Raw genomic sequence first — 15,518 nt, 5'->3', positions numbered from 1 at the left:
TCTAAACGGTAGATTAATAGTTTTGTAGGGGGGAGAGATTCTTTTGAGCATGACATTTCCGCAGCTGCTTGTTGAAAGGGCTTACATAAATGGGTCACAAGTTGCTTTAAGAGAAAAAGAATTTGGAATTTGGAATGAGATAACGTATGAAGCGTTCTTGGAGAAAGTTAAGAATTTCAGCTTGGGATTGGCCTCTTTAGGACTAAAAAGGGAGGATAAGCTAGCCATTATCGGCGATAACAGACCTGAATGGGTAATCAGTGAGCTTGCTGTGCAAAGCTTGGGCGGCATTTCAGTTGGAATCTATCAGGAATCCTTATCTGCAGAACTTAGTTACATTATTGATAATTGTGACGCAACTATAATAGTTGCGGAAGATCAGGAGCAAGTGGATAAGCTGATGGAGATTAAAGACTCCATTCCTAAAGTCAGAACGATTATTTATTATGATTCACGGGGCATGAGAAGTTATCGGGAGGATTTCCTGTTTGAATTTGAAGAGGTTCTGCAAATGGGACAAAGCTGTCACTCAGAGCAGCCTGATTTATTTTCGCAGGAAGTTGATAAAGGCACTGCAGATGACGTGGCGATTTTATCATATACTTCAGGAACGACAGGCAATCCGAAAGGAACGATGCTTACCTACCGGAATCTGCTGGATATGGCTAAAAATTTGTCAGACATTGATCCGCTGACGGACAAAGATGAATATGTTTCATTCCTTCCGCTTGCCTGGATCGGGGAGCAGATGATGACCCTTGCGATGGGCTTATACAATGGAATGACAATTAATTTCCCTGAAGAGCCTGCAACCGTTTTGGAAGATCTGCGGGAAATTGGGCCACAGGTTATGTTTTCGCCGCCAAGAATCTATGAAGATATGGTGTCGCGCTTTCAGGTCAGAATTCAGGATAGCGGCTGGCTGAAAAGAAAGATATATAACTGGTGCAAGCCGATAGGCGAGAAGGTAGCTAAAGCCCATTTTGGGAATAAACCTGTCAGCGCAGGTACGAAGGCTCTTTATAAAATTGCTGATTATGTGATGTTCAGTGCAATTCGCGATCACTTTGGACTTTTGAAGATCAAGCGTGCTTATACCGGCGGTGCTCCTTTGGGTCCGGATGTATTTGAATTCTTTCACAGTATTGGAGTCAATGTAAAAAGCATTTACGGGCAGACAGAAGTTGCCGGCATATCCATTGTGCACAGGGATGGCGACATTAAGCTTGATAGTGTCGGAATTCCTATTCCGGGAACAGAAGTGAAAATTTCTGATGAAGGGGAAATTCTGATCAGGAGCTCGAGTGTGTGCAAAGGGTACTACAAAAACGAGAAAAGCACAATCGAAACCATACAGGAAGGCTGGCTGCATACAGGGGATGCAGGGAGGCTGGATAAGGAAGGGCATTTGTATATCATTGACAGGATTAAAGATGTCATCCGTCTTGATACAGGTGAGATGTTCTCCCCGCAATTTATCGAGAATAAGCTTAAATTCAGCTCGTTCATACAGGAAGCGGTAGCAATCGGGAAGGATCGCCCATATGTGGTTGCCATGATCAATATTGATATGAAAAATGTAGGGCGCTGGGCCGAGAAAAATCAAATCAGCTATACCACGTATACCGATTTATCTTCCAAACCTGAAGTGCTGGAATTAATCGAAAAACAGGTGCAGGAAATCAACCAGACCCTGCCTGAAAAAGCCCGGGTTAAGAAATTCGTACTTCTATATAAAGAACTGGATGCCGATGATGAAGAGCTTACAAGAACAAAGAAAGTCCGCAGGCAATTTGTTGCTAAAAAATATCAGGCATTGATCGACGGGCTTTATACAGAGGACAAAAAAATACGTGTAAATGGCACGATCAAATATCGTGACGGCATGGAACAAACCATCCAAACAACGCTTCAAGTCATTTTTATGGATGAAGGAGAGGGGGCAGCTTAATGACTTTTTTCTTGCAGATGCTTGTAACAGGAATCGTGGTAGGAAGTGTTTATGCACTTGTGGCATTGGGCTTTGTGCTTATTTATAAATCCAGTGACGCCATCAACTTTGCACAGGGTGAGTTCCTTTTAATTGGAACGTATGTATGTTTAACGCTTATTACAGCCTACAACATCCCGTTTATAGCAGCCCTTTTAATTGCGCTTATGTTCAGTGCCGTTTTGGGATTTGTCATTGAACGGATTGTTCTGAGGCCGTTTATCGGAGAGCCGGTCATATCCATGATAATGGCGACGATCGGTTTATCGAGTGTTCTTGCCGGGATTGTCCATATTATTTGGGGCCATGAAACACGTGTGTTTCCAAAAATCTTCTCAGAGCAGCCTGTTAATCTGGGTGAAATTGTCATTGCGCCCGTCTATTTATGGTCACTTTTAATCGTTGTGGCTATGCTAATCATTTTCACTCTATTTTTCAAATATTCGAAGCTGGGAATTGCGATGAGGGCAACCGCAGATGATCAGCAGGCAGCGATGTCGATGGGAATCAGCGTAAAAATGATTTTCGCAGTTGCCTGGGCGATTGCTGCCATTGTTTCAGCAGTTGGAGGCATCCTTCTCGGGAACATAAATGGTGTTAATGCATCCCTTTCAGCGATCGGGTTAAAGGTACTTCCGGTTGCCATCCTTGGGGGACTTGACAGTATCCCAGGGGCCATCATCGGCGGACTGATTATCGGCATTCTTGAGAGCCTGACCGGGGGATATCTGGATCCATTGGTTGGTGGCGGTCTGAAAGAGGTTATGCCGTTTGTCATCCTCGTATTTATCCTTATGTTCAAGCCATATGGTTTGTTCGGAAAAAAAGAAATCGAGAGGGTGTAGCCGAGTGAGAAATCCTTTTGTAATGGATTGTGGAGAATTCCATGTGAATTATAAACAAGATATGGCTATCTGGAAAATAACCAGAGTAAGGATGCGTGTCTTCATTCTTCTGGCTGTATTTGCAGTATTCCCGATGTTGGCATCCGATTATATTATTGGACTGGCTACGCTTTGCGGAATTGCCGCGATTGGTGCTATTGGTTTGAACATCCTGACGGGTTTTACCGGCCAGATTTCCATAGGGGTAGGCGCCTTTCTGGGGGTAGGCGGTTATACATCGGCCATTCTGACAGCAAAGCTGGGGTTAAGCTTCTGGATTGCTATGCCGACAGCCGGCATTGTGACGGCGATTGTAGGCGGACTATTCGGATTGCCTTCCTTAAGGCTAAAAGGATTATATCTAGCCATTGCCACCCTGGCAGCACAGGTAATCATCCTGTTTGTTATTTCCCGCTGGGATGCGCTGACTGGCGGAACAGCCGGAATGGTCCTATCCAGGCCTGAACTTGGCAGTTTTGTCTTTTACAGTGAGCGGAGCTATTATTATCTGATGTTTACGGTGCTGATTATTACAGCCGCCTTTACCTTAAACCTCTTCCGATCGCGGGTCGGCAGGGCATTCATAGCAGTCCGTGACCGTGATGTCGCTGCAGAAGTTATGGGAATCGATTTGTTTAAGTATAAGGTATTGGCATTTATTGTTAGTTCCTTTTTCGTCGGCATCGCCGGAGCTTTACTGGGTCACTATACGATGGTTGTAAGTCCCGAGCTTTACAGCATCACAGTGTCCATTGAATACTTGGCAATCATACTGGTAGGCGGTTTAGGGAGTGTATTCGGGTCGATTTACGGAGCCGTTTTTATTACACTGCTTCCGGTTGTCCTCAGGTCAGGTGTAGAAATGATGAGCGGGGTTTTCCCAGACTTATCTGCAGTCTTAATAGGAATGAAAGAGGTGGTATTTGGCCTCGTGATTATCTTATTCCTGATTTATGAACCGCAGGGGCTCGCAAAAATATGGAAGAATATTAAAGACTACTTTAAGCTGTGGCCGTTTTCTTATTAATTCCCGGGTAATAATTTCTGAAAATTTTGAAAGCAAAACTTTCAAATTTTTATAAAAAAGAGGTAAAAATGAGGGGGAACATTATGAAGAAGGTGTGGAAAGGTTTATTGGCAGCAACATTAATGGCTGGAATGCTTGCTGGCTGTTCAGGAGGCAGCGAGGGAGCATCCGGTGACAAGAAAGGCACTGTCAAAATCGGCGGTATCTTTGACCTAACGGGCGGTACCGGTGATGTAGGAACACCATATGCAGAAGGTGAAAAAGCATTTTTTGAATCCATTGCAGGTGAGGAGATCAATGGCTATAAGCTCGAATTAATCGGTGATGACTATGCTTATAAAATTCCTGAAGCTCAAAAACTTTATCAGAAATTAAAATCAAAGGATAAAGTATCGGCTATTTTAGGATGGGGAACAGGTGACACAGAAGCTCTTCGCCAGCAGGTGGCAGCCGACAAGCTTCCATTCATCTCGGCTTCATACTCAGAGAATCTAAAAAATATTGACGAAAGTCCATATAATTTCCTGGCCGCCGCTTCTTACTCCGACCAGGCAAGATCTGTACTGAATTGGATAAAAGACAATCACACTGGCGGCACACCTACTGTTGCCTTAATTTACAACGATACGGCTTTTGGAAAATCCCCAATTGAAGATGCCAAAAATTATGCACAGGAAAATGGCATTGAAATTGTTGATGAGCAAATAGTTGACCTGAAAACACTTGATGCAACCTCCCAATTACTGAACATGGAAAAGAAAAATCCTGATTATGCGATTATCAACCAAACTTGGGGGGCAACCGCAACGATTCTCAAAGATGCTAAAAAGCTTGGCCTTGATACAAAATTCATCGGTTTAAACTGGGCTACCGGAGAAGGCTTGCTTCCAATTGCGGGCGATGCGGCTGAAGGATTTATCGGGGTTGTCACACATGCATTCCCTTATGAAGATCTTCCTGGAATGGAAGAAATCAAGAAGTTCGTAGAAAGTAAGGGAGAAAAGCTGGAAGACAAAAACCAGAAATTTATCCAGGGATGGGTTTCCGCAAAAATTATGGTTGAAGGCCTAAAACTTGCTGAAGACCCGACTTCAGGCGAAGGGATCCGATCTGGCCTTGAGAAAATCTCAAATCTTGATCTTGGCGGTCTAGCTGCCCCAGTTACATTTTCACCTGACAATCATGCTGGTACAAACCAAATTCGATTGGCAGAAGTCAAAAACGGCCAGTTTGAAGTGTTCACTGATTATATCGGCTACTAAAATGGTGGGGGCGAGGTTTTATACCCGCCTCCTGTTAACTTTTAAAGGCTTGGATCATTACTAGATTGTGAACTTGGCAAATAAACTCGAAATTTGGCAAACAAACGATTTGAATCCGCAAACAAATCTCAGATTTTGCAAATAAACCGAGAAAACCAGCAAACAACAAATGATTCAGAACTTGACCTTGGGACGAATAAATAGAGAAAGAGTTTATAAAGCTGGGAGGACAGATGAATGCTGACAATAAACAATGTCGAAGTGATGTACGATAAGGTCTTCCTTGTACTAAAGGGGATGTCAATGGTGGTGCCCAAAGGGAAAATAGTTGCGTTGCTCGGCAGTAATGGCGCCGGGAAAACGACTACCCTTAAAGCCATTTCCGGACTGTTGAAAAGTGAGAATGGTGAAGTAACAGACGGATTTATCGAGCTTTATGGGGAGCGCATTGATGTAAGCGATGCTGAAACCATCGTAAAGAAAGGCATTTTTCAGTGCATGGAAGGAAGGCGCGTATTCAAGCACCTATCTGTGGAAGATAACCTGATTGCGGGTGCACATACCAGGAAAGACCGGAAGAATATTAAAAGTGATATTCAAAAAGTCTATCATTATTTTCCAAAGCTTGAAATGCTGAAGCACAGGCAGGCCGGCTATCTGTCAGGAGGAGAGCAGCAAATGCTGGCCATTGGCAGGGGGATCATGGCAAAGCCAAAGGTGCTGCTTCTTGATGAACCTTCATTAGGACTGGCCCCACTATTAGTAAAAGAGATTTTCGGGATCATAAAAAAAATCAATGAAGAAGAGGGGACCACGATATTGGTAGTTGAACAAAATGCCAATGTTGCCTTATCGATTGCCGATTATGGATACATCATGGAAAACGGCCGGATTGTGATGGATGGAACGGTGGACCGGCTCCTTTCCAATCAGGATGTGCGTGAATTTTACCTGGGAATGGGGGATAAGGGACGGAAAAGCTATAAAGATATTAAATCTTATAAAAGAAGAAAGAGGTGGCTGTAGTGGAAAAGCTGAAGGAAGTGATCCAGCATGCCTATGACAATGCAAGAGGCTTTAAAAGTCAGCTTGATGAGGCACATATTTCTCCAAGTGACATTCTATCTCTAAAGGATTTACAAAAAATTCCCGTGCTTAAAAAAGACCAATTGCCGGAACTGCAATCTGCAGATCAGCCCTTCGGAAGCCTTTCAGCTGTAAAGCCTAATGAGATGGCACGAATCTTTATGTCACCAGGACCAATTTATGATCCGCAAACCACCGAGAAGGATTTTTGGCGTTTCTCAGAAGCTCTCAGGGCAGCTGGTTTTAACAGTAATGATATTGTTCAGAATACATTTTCCTATCATCTTTCACCGGCAGGCTTTATGTTTGACTCGGCACTCCGAGAATTAGGAGCAACTGTCATCCCGGCAGGAACCGGGAATCGGGAACTGCAGATTCAGATCATGAAGGATACCAGGGTAACCGGCTATGTGGGAACTCCCAGCTTCTTTAGCCTTTTACTTGATGCCCTTGAAGAAAAGGGATGGAAGATGGGAAATGATGTTGTCTTGAACAAAGCTTTCTTTACTGCTGAAATGCTGACTGAACAAATGCGGAAAAGGTGTGAAGACAATGGAATTTCGGTATATGAAGGCTATGGGACTGCGGATTGCGGATGTATTGCTTTTGAAGACAAGCAGGGCCCGGGGTTGAGAATAACTGATTCTGCCATCGTGCAAATCTGTGACCCGCAGACTGGATGGGAGGTTTCAGATGGAGAAGGGGAAGTGGTTGTCACTCTATTTGATAAGAGCTACCCGCTCATCCGCTTTGGCACGGGCGACCTCTCCCGCTGGGTTAAAGGGTACGAAGGAAAAAGGATTGCAGGAGTGCTGGGGCGTGTTAGTGATGGTGTAAAGGTAAAAGGAATGTTTGTAAGAGAAAAACAGCTTGCAAAGATCTTGAATGAAGCAGGGTATTCGATTTTCCAGGCTGTTGTCACAAATGAGAACGGGCAGGATCAGCTTGCCATTTTCATAGAGTCTGAGGAAGGCTTGGAATCTGAGCTTTCAGCAAAAATTCAGGATGTGATCCGGGTCAAGCCAATCCTGAAATTAACAGCGGCAGGCTCAATTAAAAAGGATGATAAGAAGCTGGTGGATAACCGGAATTACGAATTAAAGAAGGTGTAGTCAAAGGAGGCTGATTGAATCGGCCTTCTTTTTTATAGAGAACTGAAAAGGATTTCTAATTTTGAACTATGAATAAAGGCGAAAGTGGATCATGAATAAGAGAATGGGAGTAAATCTTTCACATTAATGACGAAAATGCGCTAGGGGAGAAGAAAATGGTAGTTAACCAGCCGGATTAACGCCGAAAATGTGGTTGTGAAGAGGAAACTGGTAGTTAATCGACTGGATTAACGCCGAAAATGTGGAGGGGAGGAGGAAAAGGGTAGTTAATCGACTGGATTAACGCCGAAAATGTAGAGGGGAGGAGGAAAATGGTAATTAATCGACTAGATTAACGCCGAAAATGTAGAGGGGAGGAAGAAACAGATAGTTAACCAGCCGGATTAAGGCCGAAAATGTAGAGGGGAGGAAGAAACTGATAGTTAATCAGCCGGATTAAGGCCGAAAATGTGGTAGGGGAGAGGAAACTGGTAGTTAATCGACTGGATTAACGCCGAAAATGTGGAGGGGAGGAGGAAACTGGTAGTTAATCGACTGGATTAAGGCCGAAAATGTGGAGGGGAGGAGGAAACTGGTAGTTAATCGACTGGATTAACGCCGAAAATGTAGAGGGGAGGAAGAAACAGATAGTTAACCAGCCGGATTAAAGCCGAAAATGTTAAGAGGGAAAAAACGGTAGCTACTCAGCTGCCAACAACAAAGATAGAGTAGCAATCCCCAATGATGCCGCTAATTAAACATTAAAGGCTGCCATCGCTATTCTCACACTCCATTACCAGAAACAATCCTTTATAATAGGAAGCCACATTCGTAACCTTCATGCCGGATTTCTGAATAGACAGAAGTGTATCACGGTTTAGGTGGCAGCCGTCACAAATTCGTTTCCATAGAGGATTCAGGGCTTCCTGGGCAAATGCCAGAGCGGGCTGCTCCATTTTAACATGCTCAAAGAATAGTATTTTTGCCTTTGGCTTACATACTCGTCTGATCTCCGCTAGCGCTTTGTCAGGATTTGGTATCGTGCAGAAAACAAGAGTGGCAACTGCTGAATCAAAAGTTTTGTCCGCAAATTCAAGATCTTCAGCTGACTGCCGGTGGATATGGATAGGTACTGCGGCCGCATTTTTGCGAGAAATAGATTTTTCAATCATTGCCTGGTTTGGTTCAATGGCATCGACCTGATCCGCATTTTTGTACAAAGGGAAGTTAATGCCTGTGCCGGCACCAACTTCGAGTACCCGGCCGTCCACCATGGAAAGAATTTCACTTCTGATTTTCCGGAATTTTCTTTTTTCTAGAGGCTGCATGGCCAAATCATATAGGGGTGGGAATAAGCTGCTCAAAAAATTCACTCTTTTCATAATAGCTGTCTTTTTCTATTTTACTCTTATCCTAAAATGAAACAAGCCGGTACCTCTCTTAGGGGCACCAGCATCAAATAATCAGGGGAGGCTGTCGAACATCTCGTTAAGCTTCTCATACGTGTCCGGATACTTTGCCTCATACTGAAGGTAGGTTGGAACTGGGTAGCGCACACCGCCTTTGTGGGTTTGCTGTAATCCCTCAGCAAACTCATCTGCCATGGAAAAAGGAATGGTAAAGGCCATTTCGTGATCATGTGTCTGCCCGAAAACCCGATCTCCATAGCATGGCAGGATCACTTGCGGCTTACCGGTTTTTATGGTCTTAATAACGATATCGGCACAGTCAGCTCTAGCCGTAAAAGTGGATGTAATTTCACCGCCCGTATGATAGAGGGCAGCCGCAACCATTCTCATGACTTGGGCTGAATTACCATAAACAGTGATTACTTCCGGTTCAAATGCTGCTCTCCCCAGAGGAGCCATTAATACAGTTCCGGCTTCCTCTTTTGAAAATTTAGGAACTGCCGCTTCGGTTAAGGCGCCAAGGTCACAGGTTTTAGTATACATGCCATCTGTTAAGCTGCCTTTTGAGTAATAGTCGAGTTCCTCTTCAAATCCAAAAGCGATTTTGGCAATTGGGCATGATAAGTCTTCTTTGCCCATGGCAATGGACCAGCCATATCTTCTAGACATTGTCACACCCTGACAGATGCTGAATGTTTTGCCAAAGTCTCTTGCCGGACGTTTTACCCTGACAGGCAATTCCTCCTCTTTTTTCAAAACTCTTATAGCCAGCGGAAAAGTATCGGGTCTCACATATGTAAGAATCGCAGTTTCCAGATCAGAAAGTTTTTGGGCTTGAATCGTTTCCTGCATCATGATCCCTCCTTTAGATATTAGATTAATTCTGTAAATTATATGGATTAACCTGCATATTTAGGCTTTATTTTAGAAAACATCATAATATTCCAGTTGACATGAAACCAAAAGGTTGTATATGATTTAAATGAAACCAAAAGGTTGTATTTTATAATTAAAGGAGAGTATGTAAATGGAAACACTTCAGGATATTAAACAAACAGTTATACTTAATGCGCCGATTGAAAAAGTTTGGAAGACAGTCTCTACTTCGGAGGGGATCGAAGCGTGGTTTATGCCAAATGATTTTAAGGCTGAGCTGGGCTATGAATTTCATATTCAGTCCCCATTTGGTCCGTCCCCGTGTAAGGTCACAGAACTAGATGAGCCTAACCGGCTTTCTTTTAAATGGGATACAGATGGATGGTTTGTATCTTTCCTATTGAAAGATTTGGGCGGCAAAACTGAATTTACTCTTATACATGGCGGCTGGAAACAGTCAGATGAACTGGTTGAGAAGGCTCAAGCTGAGAGTGCGGTTATCCGTGAAAGAATGTCACATGGATGGACTGGAATTCTTGCGAAGCTTGGCAAGGTTGTTGAGGAATAATGGGTGCTTCTGCCAGGAAACATGATGTGTTTCAGGCAATCGCCGATCCCACTAGGAGAGAAGTATTGAGGCTGCTGGCTGAAAAAGAACGCCCGATCTCAGAGATAAGTGCTCATTTTCCCATAAGCCGGACCGCCATATCAAAACATCTTCAGATCCTTTCTGAAGCTGAGTTAGTAAAAGGGAAAAAGGCAGGCAGAGAAAGAATCTACCATCTCCAGCCTGAGCCGCTGACAGAATTGAAGCAATGGCTGTCCTATTATGAACAATTCTGGAATAATAAGCTGCAAAAACTCAAATATATAGTTGAAGAAGAAAATGAGTGATGTCCTGAAAAAAGAGCTTCTGCAGCTCTTTTTTCTTTTGTCTAAAAATAAGGTCTATATTCTTAAAGATATAATATAATGATATTTATGATTAATATTTTGAGAAGGAGTCCTTAGGATGTATCAGACATTTACTTTACAGGAGAAGATCAGGCAAATTACCATCATGTTAATTCCCATTTTAATCACGCAGCTTGGCATGTTTGCAATGGTCTTTTTTAATACGATCATGTCGGGAAGATATAATGCTTCCGACCTTGCTGGCGTAGCGATAGGCTCCTCCATTTGGAATCCTGTTTTTACCGGGCTAAGCGGAATTTTAATGGCTGTATCTCCAATTGCGGCTCAAGCGTTTGGAGAGAAAAAGAACAAGGAAGTAACTTCTATCGTAAAAAATGGAATATTTCTGGGCTTTGTTATTGCCTTTGCAGTCATTCTGTTGGGTTCATTTTTGCTTGACCCGCTGCTAGATAGCATGAATCTGACTAATGCTGTGGAAGCAACGGCTAGGGGCTATCTTGTGGGACTCAGCTTTGGAATCGTTCCTTTATTCATATTTAATGTTTTAAGATCTTTCATCTATGCACTCGGCAAAACGAGAGTTGTAATGGTGATTTTGTTTTGTTCGCTTCCAATCAATTTCTTTCTGAATTATGTCCTGATATTTGGCTATTGGGGATTTCCTGAACTGGGAGGAGCAGGTGGAGGGTATGCAACTTCTATTACTTATTGGTTCATCCTTGTCATGACTGCTTTTATTATAAAAACGAAGGAGCCTTTTTCAAACTATACGATATTCAGCGGTCTTAATGATTTTTCATGGGATAAATGCAAAGAAATCTTAAAGATTGGAGTACCCATGGGATTGTCAATCTTTTTTGAAACGAGTATGTTTGCAGTGGTGACCATCTTAATCAGTAAATTCAATGTGACAACTATTGCCGCTTATCAGTCTGCATTAAACATTGTTTCCTTCCTTTATATGATCCCGATCAGCATTTCCATGGCGCAGACAGTGTTAGTCGGATTTGAAGTGGGTGCAGGCAGGTATAAGGATGCAAAAGCCTACAGCTGGCTTGGCATCTATTTAGCCGTATTGATTGCCTTGTTTACTGGGCTGCTAGTCGTATTTTTCCGCTATGAAGTTGCAGGTTTTTATTCTACTGATAGTGCCGTTATTGCCTTAACTGCCCATTTTCTGATTTACGCCCTGTTTTTCCAGATTTCTGATGCCATCCAAGCTACTGCACAAGCTGCATTAAGAGGATATAAAGATGTGAATATTTCGTTTGTTATCACATTGATTGCTTATTGGCTGATTTGTCTGCCTGCTGGCTACGTTCTTGCACATCATACCAGCCTCGGGGCTACTGGATATTGGCTTGGCCTTACCTTCGGGCTTCTTGCTGCAGGTGTTTGTCTTTCAATGAGGCTTATCTTTATCCAGAAGAGGAAATTTATCAATGAAGAAATTCGGGAAGCAGGCTAAAAACCGTCTGGCCGTTTATTGCGGCATTGACGGTTTTTTTTATTTGTTAAGTTTTTTTTGACATCTACCTGACATATTGCCCGGATATAGTAAAGTCGAGGTTAAGAATGCTTGGCCTTGAAAATATTCAGGAGGTATAGGAATGAAAAAGACAATCATTGGTTTTAGCCTTGCAGGTTTATTATTGGCAGGTGGATATGCGACAACATCTTTTGCATCTGATACAGTAACTTCTGCAGAAAAAGGCGAGTTAAGCTGGAAATTTAAAAACAAGTGGTTTGGACATTATGGCAGGGGATTTACTAATGACTCTGAATCTGTCCTTCAAAGGGCTGAAGAGCTCGGCATTAAAACAGAAGGAAAAGATGCCGAAACTTTAATTGGTGAAATCAGGGAAGAAGAAATTCTGAAAGTAGCGAAGGAGCTTGGGATTAAAACGGATGGAAAAGATACTGAAGACCTTATGGAGGAAGTAATGCTTGCTAAGCTGAAAAAGGAAGCTGCAGAATTGGGCATCAAGACAGAAGGAAAAGATGCAGAAGCTCTTCATGAAGAAATCGGTACAGCAAAACTGAAAGAGGAGGCCAAAGAACTGGGAGTATCGACTGAAGACAAAGATTTGGATACTCTTAAAAAAGTAATACAGGCTGCTTCCTTAAATAAGAAGGCAAAAGAGCTTGGGATTTCTACTGATGGAAAAGACTAGCAGACCTTATCAGAAGAAATATACACAGCGTCCGTAAAAAAAGAGGCAGAAAAGCTGGGAATCTCCATAGAAGGCAAAGATATCAGGGAAGCTTGGCAAGAGGTGTTTTCCGTGATGGTCAAAATAGAAGCGAAGGAACTGGGCATATCAATAGATGGGAAATTTATTCAGCAAATTGCTCAAGAGGTCAGGGAGAAAAAAGTGACTGACCTCGCTAAGGACTTGGGTATTTCCACCAATAATAAATCAACAGCAGAACTTATCTCGGAAATAGAAGAGAAGGACAGTGCTAAATTACAGGATGTACTCGGAGAAAATTTTATGGATATTAAAGGGTTGGGCATGAAGGAAATGAGAGGCAGTCATGGGCATGGGAAAGATGGCAGCATGAAGCAGCGCGTATCTAAAGAAAGTCTAACTGAAACAGGTACAGACTCAGGCTCTTTGTAATAAGTTTTAAAAATCCCCGTGTACAAATCCGGGGATTTTTCTTGTATAGTTAACATATTGGAGGAAAGTAAAATGAAAAAGATCCTTGTGGCAGAAGATGAATTGGCTATTTCCAGGGTTTTAAGCGCCTATTTGCAGCGAGAAGGGTTTGAAGTTCTAACAGCATATGACGGCACCAGTGCTCTTGAGCAATTTTTCAGTCACTCACCACAGCTTGTGATCCTGGATATTATGATGCCTGGCATGGATGGCTGGAGTGTGCTTGAAAAAATTCGTGAAAAAAGCGCATGTCCTGTTATCATGCTTACAGCGCTGGGGGATATTGATTACAAGCTGAAGGGCTTGAATACAGGTGCAGATGATTATATTTCAAAGCCTTTTATCGGAGATGAGGTTATTGCACGTGTGAATGCCGTATTGAGGCGATCAGCAAATGTGTACACGGATGAACATATAAATCAATATGGAAGTTTAACGATAAATTTTAATGCGCATACCATTTTCCTGAATGGCAAGGAAGTAAGTTTGACTCCGCGAGATTTATCATTGCTTCTGTTTTTGGCTGAACGGCCTAACAGAACTTTCACCAGGGATCAGTTGATTGAACATGTCTGGGGAATGGATTATGACGGAAGCGACCGTGCTGTCGATTTGGCCGTAAAGAGGATACGGCAGGCATTAACAGACTGGCCGGAAACAGAAGGTGAAATAAGGACGCTCAGAGGAATGGGGTACCAATTCCATGTTTATGAAAAATAACAAAAGAACAACACTGCTCCGCTATTGGACAACCCGCTATCTTATTACACTTGTCATCGGACTTATCTTACTGGCAGCGGGATCTATGTGGTGGATCAGGCAGACAACACTTGAAAACCGGCTGAATTTGCTGCAGTACGTTGCTGTTGAAACAGCAGATCGTGTCGTACAGCAGGACGGCGGCATCGAATTTGATCCATTTTTTAATAGAATGCTGGAGGAAAGAGCGAAGCTGCTGGAATTTAAGTTTGATCCCCAGGTTTTTATAAGCGATTTAAATGGACAGATATTATATAAAAAATCTGGACGTATGCAGAGAAATAACCAGGCTGGTCCCAATCTCGGAACTTTGCCTGCAGATTTGCTTGAGAACCAAAAGAACGTCCAAAAACTGGAGACAGAGGATGGTCAGGCAGTGTATGCGGTTAAGTCGGAGATATCATTCGATAATAACCAGGTTGGATGGGTCGTGGTGGTCCAAAGCGCAGATGATTTGACGAATGTAAATCAGGAATATTCCTTGTTATTTATCATGCTCACAGGATTGGGTTTACTCGGATGGAGTGTCATTTATTTTCTTTCCAGGAAAATTTCGAGACCCATTCAGGAAGTGGCTCAAGCTGCCTCGAAGGTCAGCGAAGGTGACTATAAAATCGAACTGAAAGCCAGGGCCAATGAGGAAGAGATTCATAATTTAATCATATCGTTTAAAGAAATGACTGAGCGGCTTATGCACCTTGAAAAACTTAGGGCAGAATTGCTGGCTGGGGTCACACACGATTTGAAAACACCTGTCACATCTATAAGCGGTCTAATTCAGGCAGTGCGTGATGATGTTGTAAGCGGGGAAGAAAAAGAGGAATTTCTTGATATTTCTTTAAAAGAAGTCAGCCGTTTGCAGAAAATGATTGAGGACTTGCTCGATTTTAATTCTCTTTCGTCCGGTGCTTTTTCAATCAGGCCCGAAAACTGTGATATGAATAAGCTCGTGCAGGATATTGTAAGGCAATGGGCACTGGCTCAGAAAGGCCATTTTCACTATCGTGTAGAAGTGCCCTCTGAAACCATCTGCAGATCAACAGACCCGTACCGTCTGCAGCAGATTATGATTAATTTATTGAATAATGCTTATCATGCCATTGATGAAGATGGCAGCATTACTGTTATATTGAGTGAGAAATTTATTGAGGTTCATGATACTGGTTCAGGAGTAGCGGAAGAGGAGCAGCCTTATATTTTTGAGCGATTTTACAGGGGTGAACAGAAAAAGCTGAAAGTAAGAGGGCTTGGCTTGGGGCTTCCATTCAGCAAACTGCTGGCTGGTGCTTTGCACGCAAATTTATTTCTAAAAGAAAGTTCGGCAAAAGGCAGTACATTTACGATTATGTGGGAAGAAGAAGGGTAGGTATAAGCGGGAAGACTTGCTTGCCTATCTTTTTTTTGGAGGTGAATAAAAAGAAAGTGCGAAAAGTTGAATGGATTTTGACTCGCAGGCGGCAAATTTCAGCAGCTATATTTCAAAGGTTTTTTTCATATTTAATAAGGGTTTAACAGAAGCATATACATTTTTGACTCCGAAATAATCTTGAGGGTAG

At 42.7% G+C, this 15,518-nt stretch carries 15 protein-coding genes; 13 read left to right on the top strand and 2 right to left on the bottom strand.

The window, feature by feature from the left end; all coding sequences use genetic code 11:
• Nucleotides 1-49: 49 nt before the first annotated feature.
• The 6 genes from A361_RS17770 (at nt 50) to A361_RS17745 (ending at nt 7,361) form a co-directional block, all read left to right on the top strand.
• Entirely contained in the window at nt 50-1,951 is a 1,902-nt protein-coding gene (locus A361_RS17770; protein ID WP_180321104.1) for an AMP-binding protein, read from the top strand.
• Entirely contained in the window at nt 1,951-2,835 is an 885-nt protein-coding gene (locus tag A361_RS17765; protein ID WP_009333561.1) for a branched-chain amino acid ABC transporter permease, read from the top strand. The genes A361_RS17770 and A361_RS17765 overlap by 1 nt, the downstream gene beginning before the upstream one ends.
• 4 nt (nt 2,836-2,839) lie before the next feature.
• Complete coding sequence (locus A361_RS17760; protein ID WP_019382495.1) at nt 2,840-3,901, top strand: branched-chain amino acid ABC transporter permease; 1,062 nt, start codon at nt 2,840-2,842, stop codon at nt 3,899-3,901.
• A gap of 83 nt (nt 3,902-3,984) precedes the next feature.
• Complete coding sequence (locus A361_RS17755) at nt 3,985-5,163, top strand: ABC transporter substrate-binding protein (RefSeq protein ID WP_019382496.1); 1,179 nt, start codon at nt 3,985-3,987, stop codon at nt 5,161-5,163.
• A 237-nt stretch (nt 5,164-5,400) separates the two neighbouring features.
• Nucleotides 5,401-6,189, top strand: coding sequence for an ABC transporter ATP-binding protein (locus A361_RS17750; protein WP_019382497.1), 789 nt, complete (start codon nt 5,401-5,403; stop codon nt 6,187-6,189).
• Entirely contained in the window at nt 6,189-7,361 is a 1,173-nt protein-coding gene (locus tag A361_RS17745) for a phenylacetate--CoA ligase family protein (RefSeq protein ID WP_019382498.1), read from the top strand. The genes A361_RS17750 and A361_RS17745 overlap by 1 nt, the downstream gene beginning before the upstream one ends.
• A gap of 740 nt (nt 7,362-8,101) precedes the next feature.
• Here the strand turns inward: A361_RS17745 and A361_RS17740 are convergent.
• Both A361_RS17740 and A361_RS17735 read right to left on the bottom strand, forming a co-directional pair.
• Nucleotides 8,102-8,704: a class I SAM-dependent methyltransferase gene (locus A361_RS17740; RefSeq protein WP_019382499.1), complete on the bottom strand. Its 603-nt coding sequence runs from the start codon at nt 8,702-8,704 to the stop codon at nt 8,102-8,104.
• Between the two features lie 99 nt (nt 8,705-8,803).
• Complete coding sequence (locus A361_RS17735; protein WP_033196598.1) at nt 8,804-9,604, bottom strand: DUF169 domain-containing protein; 801 nt, start codon at nt 9,602-9,604, stop codon at nt 8,804-8,806.
• 172 nt (nt 9,605-9,776) lie between these two features.
• On the opposite strand from A361_RS17735, the gene A361_RS17730 reads away from it, so the two are divergent.
• From A361_RS17730 to A361_RS17700, 7 genes are all read left to right on the top strand, one after another.
• Nucleotides 9,777-10,193 (top strand): SRPBCC family protein, encoded by a 417-nt coding sequence (locus tag A361_RS17730; protein WP_019382501.1) that lies wholly within the window; start codon nt 9,777-9,779, stop codon nt 10,191-10,193.
• The gene (locus tag A361_RS17725) at nt 10,193-10,519 is read left to right on the top strand and encodes an ArsR/SmtB family transcription factor (RefSeq protein ID WP_019382502.1); all 327 of its coding nucleotides are present in this window, start codon (nt 10,193-10,195) and stop codon (nt 10,517-10,519) included. The genes A361_RS17730 and A361_RS17725 overlap by 1 nt, the downstream gene beginning before the upstream one ends.
• 118 nt (nt 10,520-10,637) lie before the next feature.
• The gene (locus tag A361_RS17720; RefSeq protein ID WP_009333570.1) at nt 10,638-12,008 is read left to right on the top strand and encodes an MATE family efflux transporter; all 1,371 of its coding nucleotides are present in this window, start codon (nt 10,638-10,640) and stop codon (nt 12,006-12,008) included.
• A 142-nt stretch (nt 12,009-12,150) separates the two neighbouring features.
• The gene (locus tag A361_RS17715; RefSeq protein ID WP_019382503.1) at nt 12,151-12,714 is read left to right on the top strand and encodes a hypothetical protein; all 564 of its coding nucleotides are present in this window, start codon (nt 12,151-12,153) and stop codon (nt 12,712-12,714) included.
• Between the two features lie 114 nt (nt 12,715-12,828).
• On the top strand, nt 12,829-13,164 hold the full coding sequence (locus A361_RS17710; RefSeq protein WP_019382504.1) for a hypothetical protein: 336 nt from the start codon (nt 12,829-12,831) through the stop codon (nt 13,162-13,164).
• Nucleotides 13,165-13,236: 72 nt separating this feature from the next.
• Nucleotides 13,237-13,923, top strand: coding sequence for a response regulator transcription factor (locus A361_RS17705; RefSeq protein WP_019382505.1), 687 nt, complete (start codon nt 13,237-13,239; stop codon nt 13,921-13,923).
• The gene (locus A361_RS17700; protein ID WP_236887907.1) at nt 13,913-15,328 is read left to right on the top strand and encodes a sensor histidine kinase; all 1,416 of its coding nucleotides are present in this window, start codon (nt 13,913-13,915) and stop codon (nt 15,326-15,328) included. The genes A361_RS17705 and A361_RS17700 overlap by 11 nt, the downstream gene beginning before the upstream one ends.
• Nucleotides 15,329-15,518 lie beyond the last annotated feature (190 nt).

Source organism: Cytobacillus oceanisediminis 2691 (assembly GCF_000294775.2).
GTDB classification, from domain to species: Bacteria; Bacillota; Bacilli; order Bacillales; family Cytobacillaceae; genus Cytobacillus; species Cytobacillus pseudoceanisediminis.
This window is presented reverse-complemented; position numbering and strand designations above follow the sequence as displayed.

What these genes read in the sequence shown, in the direction of transcription:
- A361_RS17700 (WP_236887907.1), top strand. Translation starts at nt 13,913, where the DNA reads ATGAAAAATAACAAAAGAACAACACTGCTCCGCTATTGGACAACCCGC.
- A361_RS17710 (WP_019382504.1), top strand. Translation starts at nt 12,829, where the DNA reads ATGGTCAAAATAGAAGCGAAGGAACTGGGCATATCAATAGATGGGAAA.
- A361_RS17750 (WP_019382497.1), top strand. Translation starts at nt 5,401, where the DNA reads ATGCTGACAATAAACAATGTCGAAGTGATGTACGATAAGGTCTTCCTT.
- A361_RS17705 (WP_019382505.1), top strand. Translation starts at nt 13,237, where the DNA reads ATGAAAAAGATCCTTGTGGCAGAAGATGAATTGGCTATTTCCAGGGTT.
- A361_RS17715 (WP_019382503.1), top strand. Translation starts at nt 12,151, where the DNA reads ATGAAAAAGACAATCATTGGTTTTAGCCTTGCAGGTTTATTATTGGCA.
- A361_RS17725 (WP_019382502.1), top strand. Translation starts at nt 10,193, where the DNA reads ATGGGTGCTTCTGCCAGGAAACATGATGTGTTTCAGGCAATCGCCGAT.
- A361_RS17720 (WP_009333570.1), top strand. Translation starts at nt 10,638, where the DNA reads ATGTATCAGACATTTACTTTACAGGAGAAGATCAGGCAAATTACCATC.
- A361_RS17755 (WP_019382496.1), top strand. Translation starts at nt 3,985, where the DNA reads ATGAAGAAGGTGTGGAAAGGTTTATTGGCAGCAACATTAATGGCTGGA.
- A361_RS17770 (WP_180321104.1), top strand. Translation starts at nt 50, where the DNA reads ATGACATTTCCGCAGCTGCTTGTTGAAAGGGCTTACATAAATGGGTCA.
- A361_RS17730 (WP_019382501.1), top strand. Translation starts at nt 9,777, where the DNA reads ATGGAAACACTTCAGGATATTAAACAAACAGTTATACTTAATGCGCCG.
- A361_RS17765 (WP_009333561.1), top strand. Translation starts at nt 1,951, where the DNA reads ATGACTTTTTTCTTGCAGATGCTTGTAACAGGAATCGTGGTAGGAAGT.
- A361_RS17735 (WP_033196598.1), bottom strand. Translation starts at nt 9,604, where the DNA reads ATGATGCAGGAAACGATTCAAGCCCAAAAACTTTCTGATCTGGAAACT.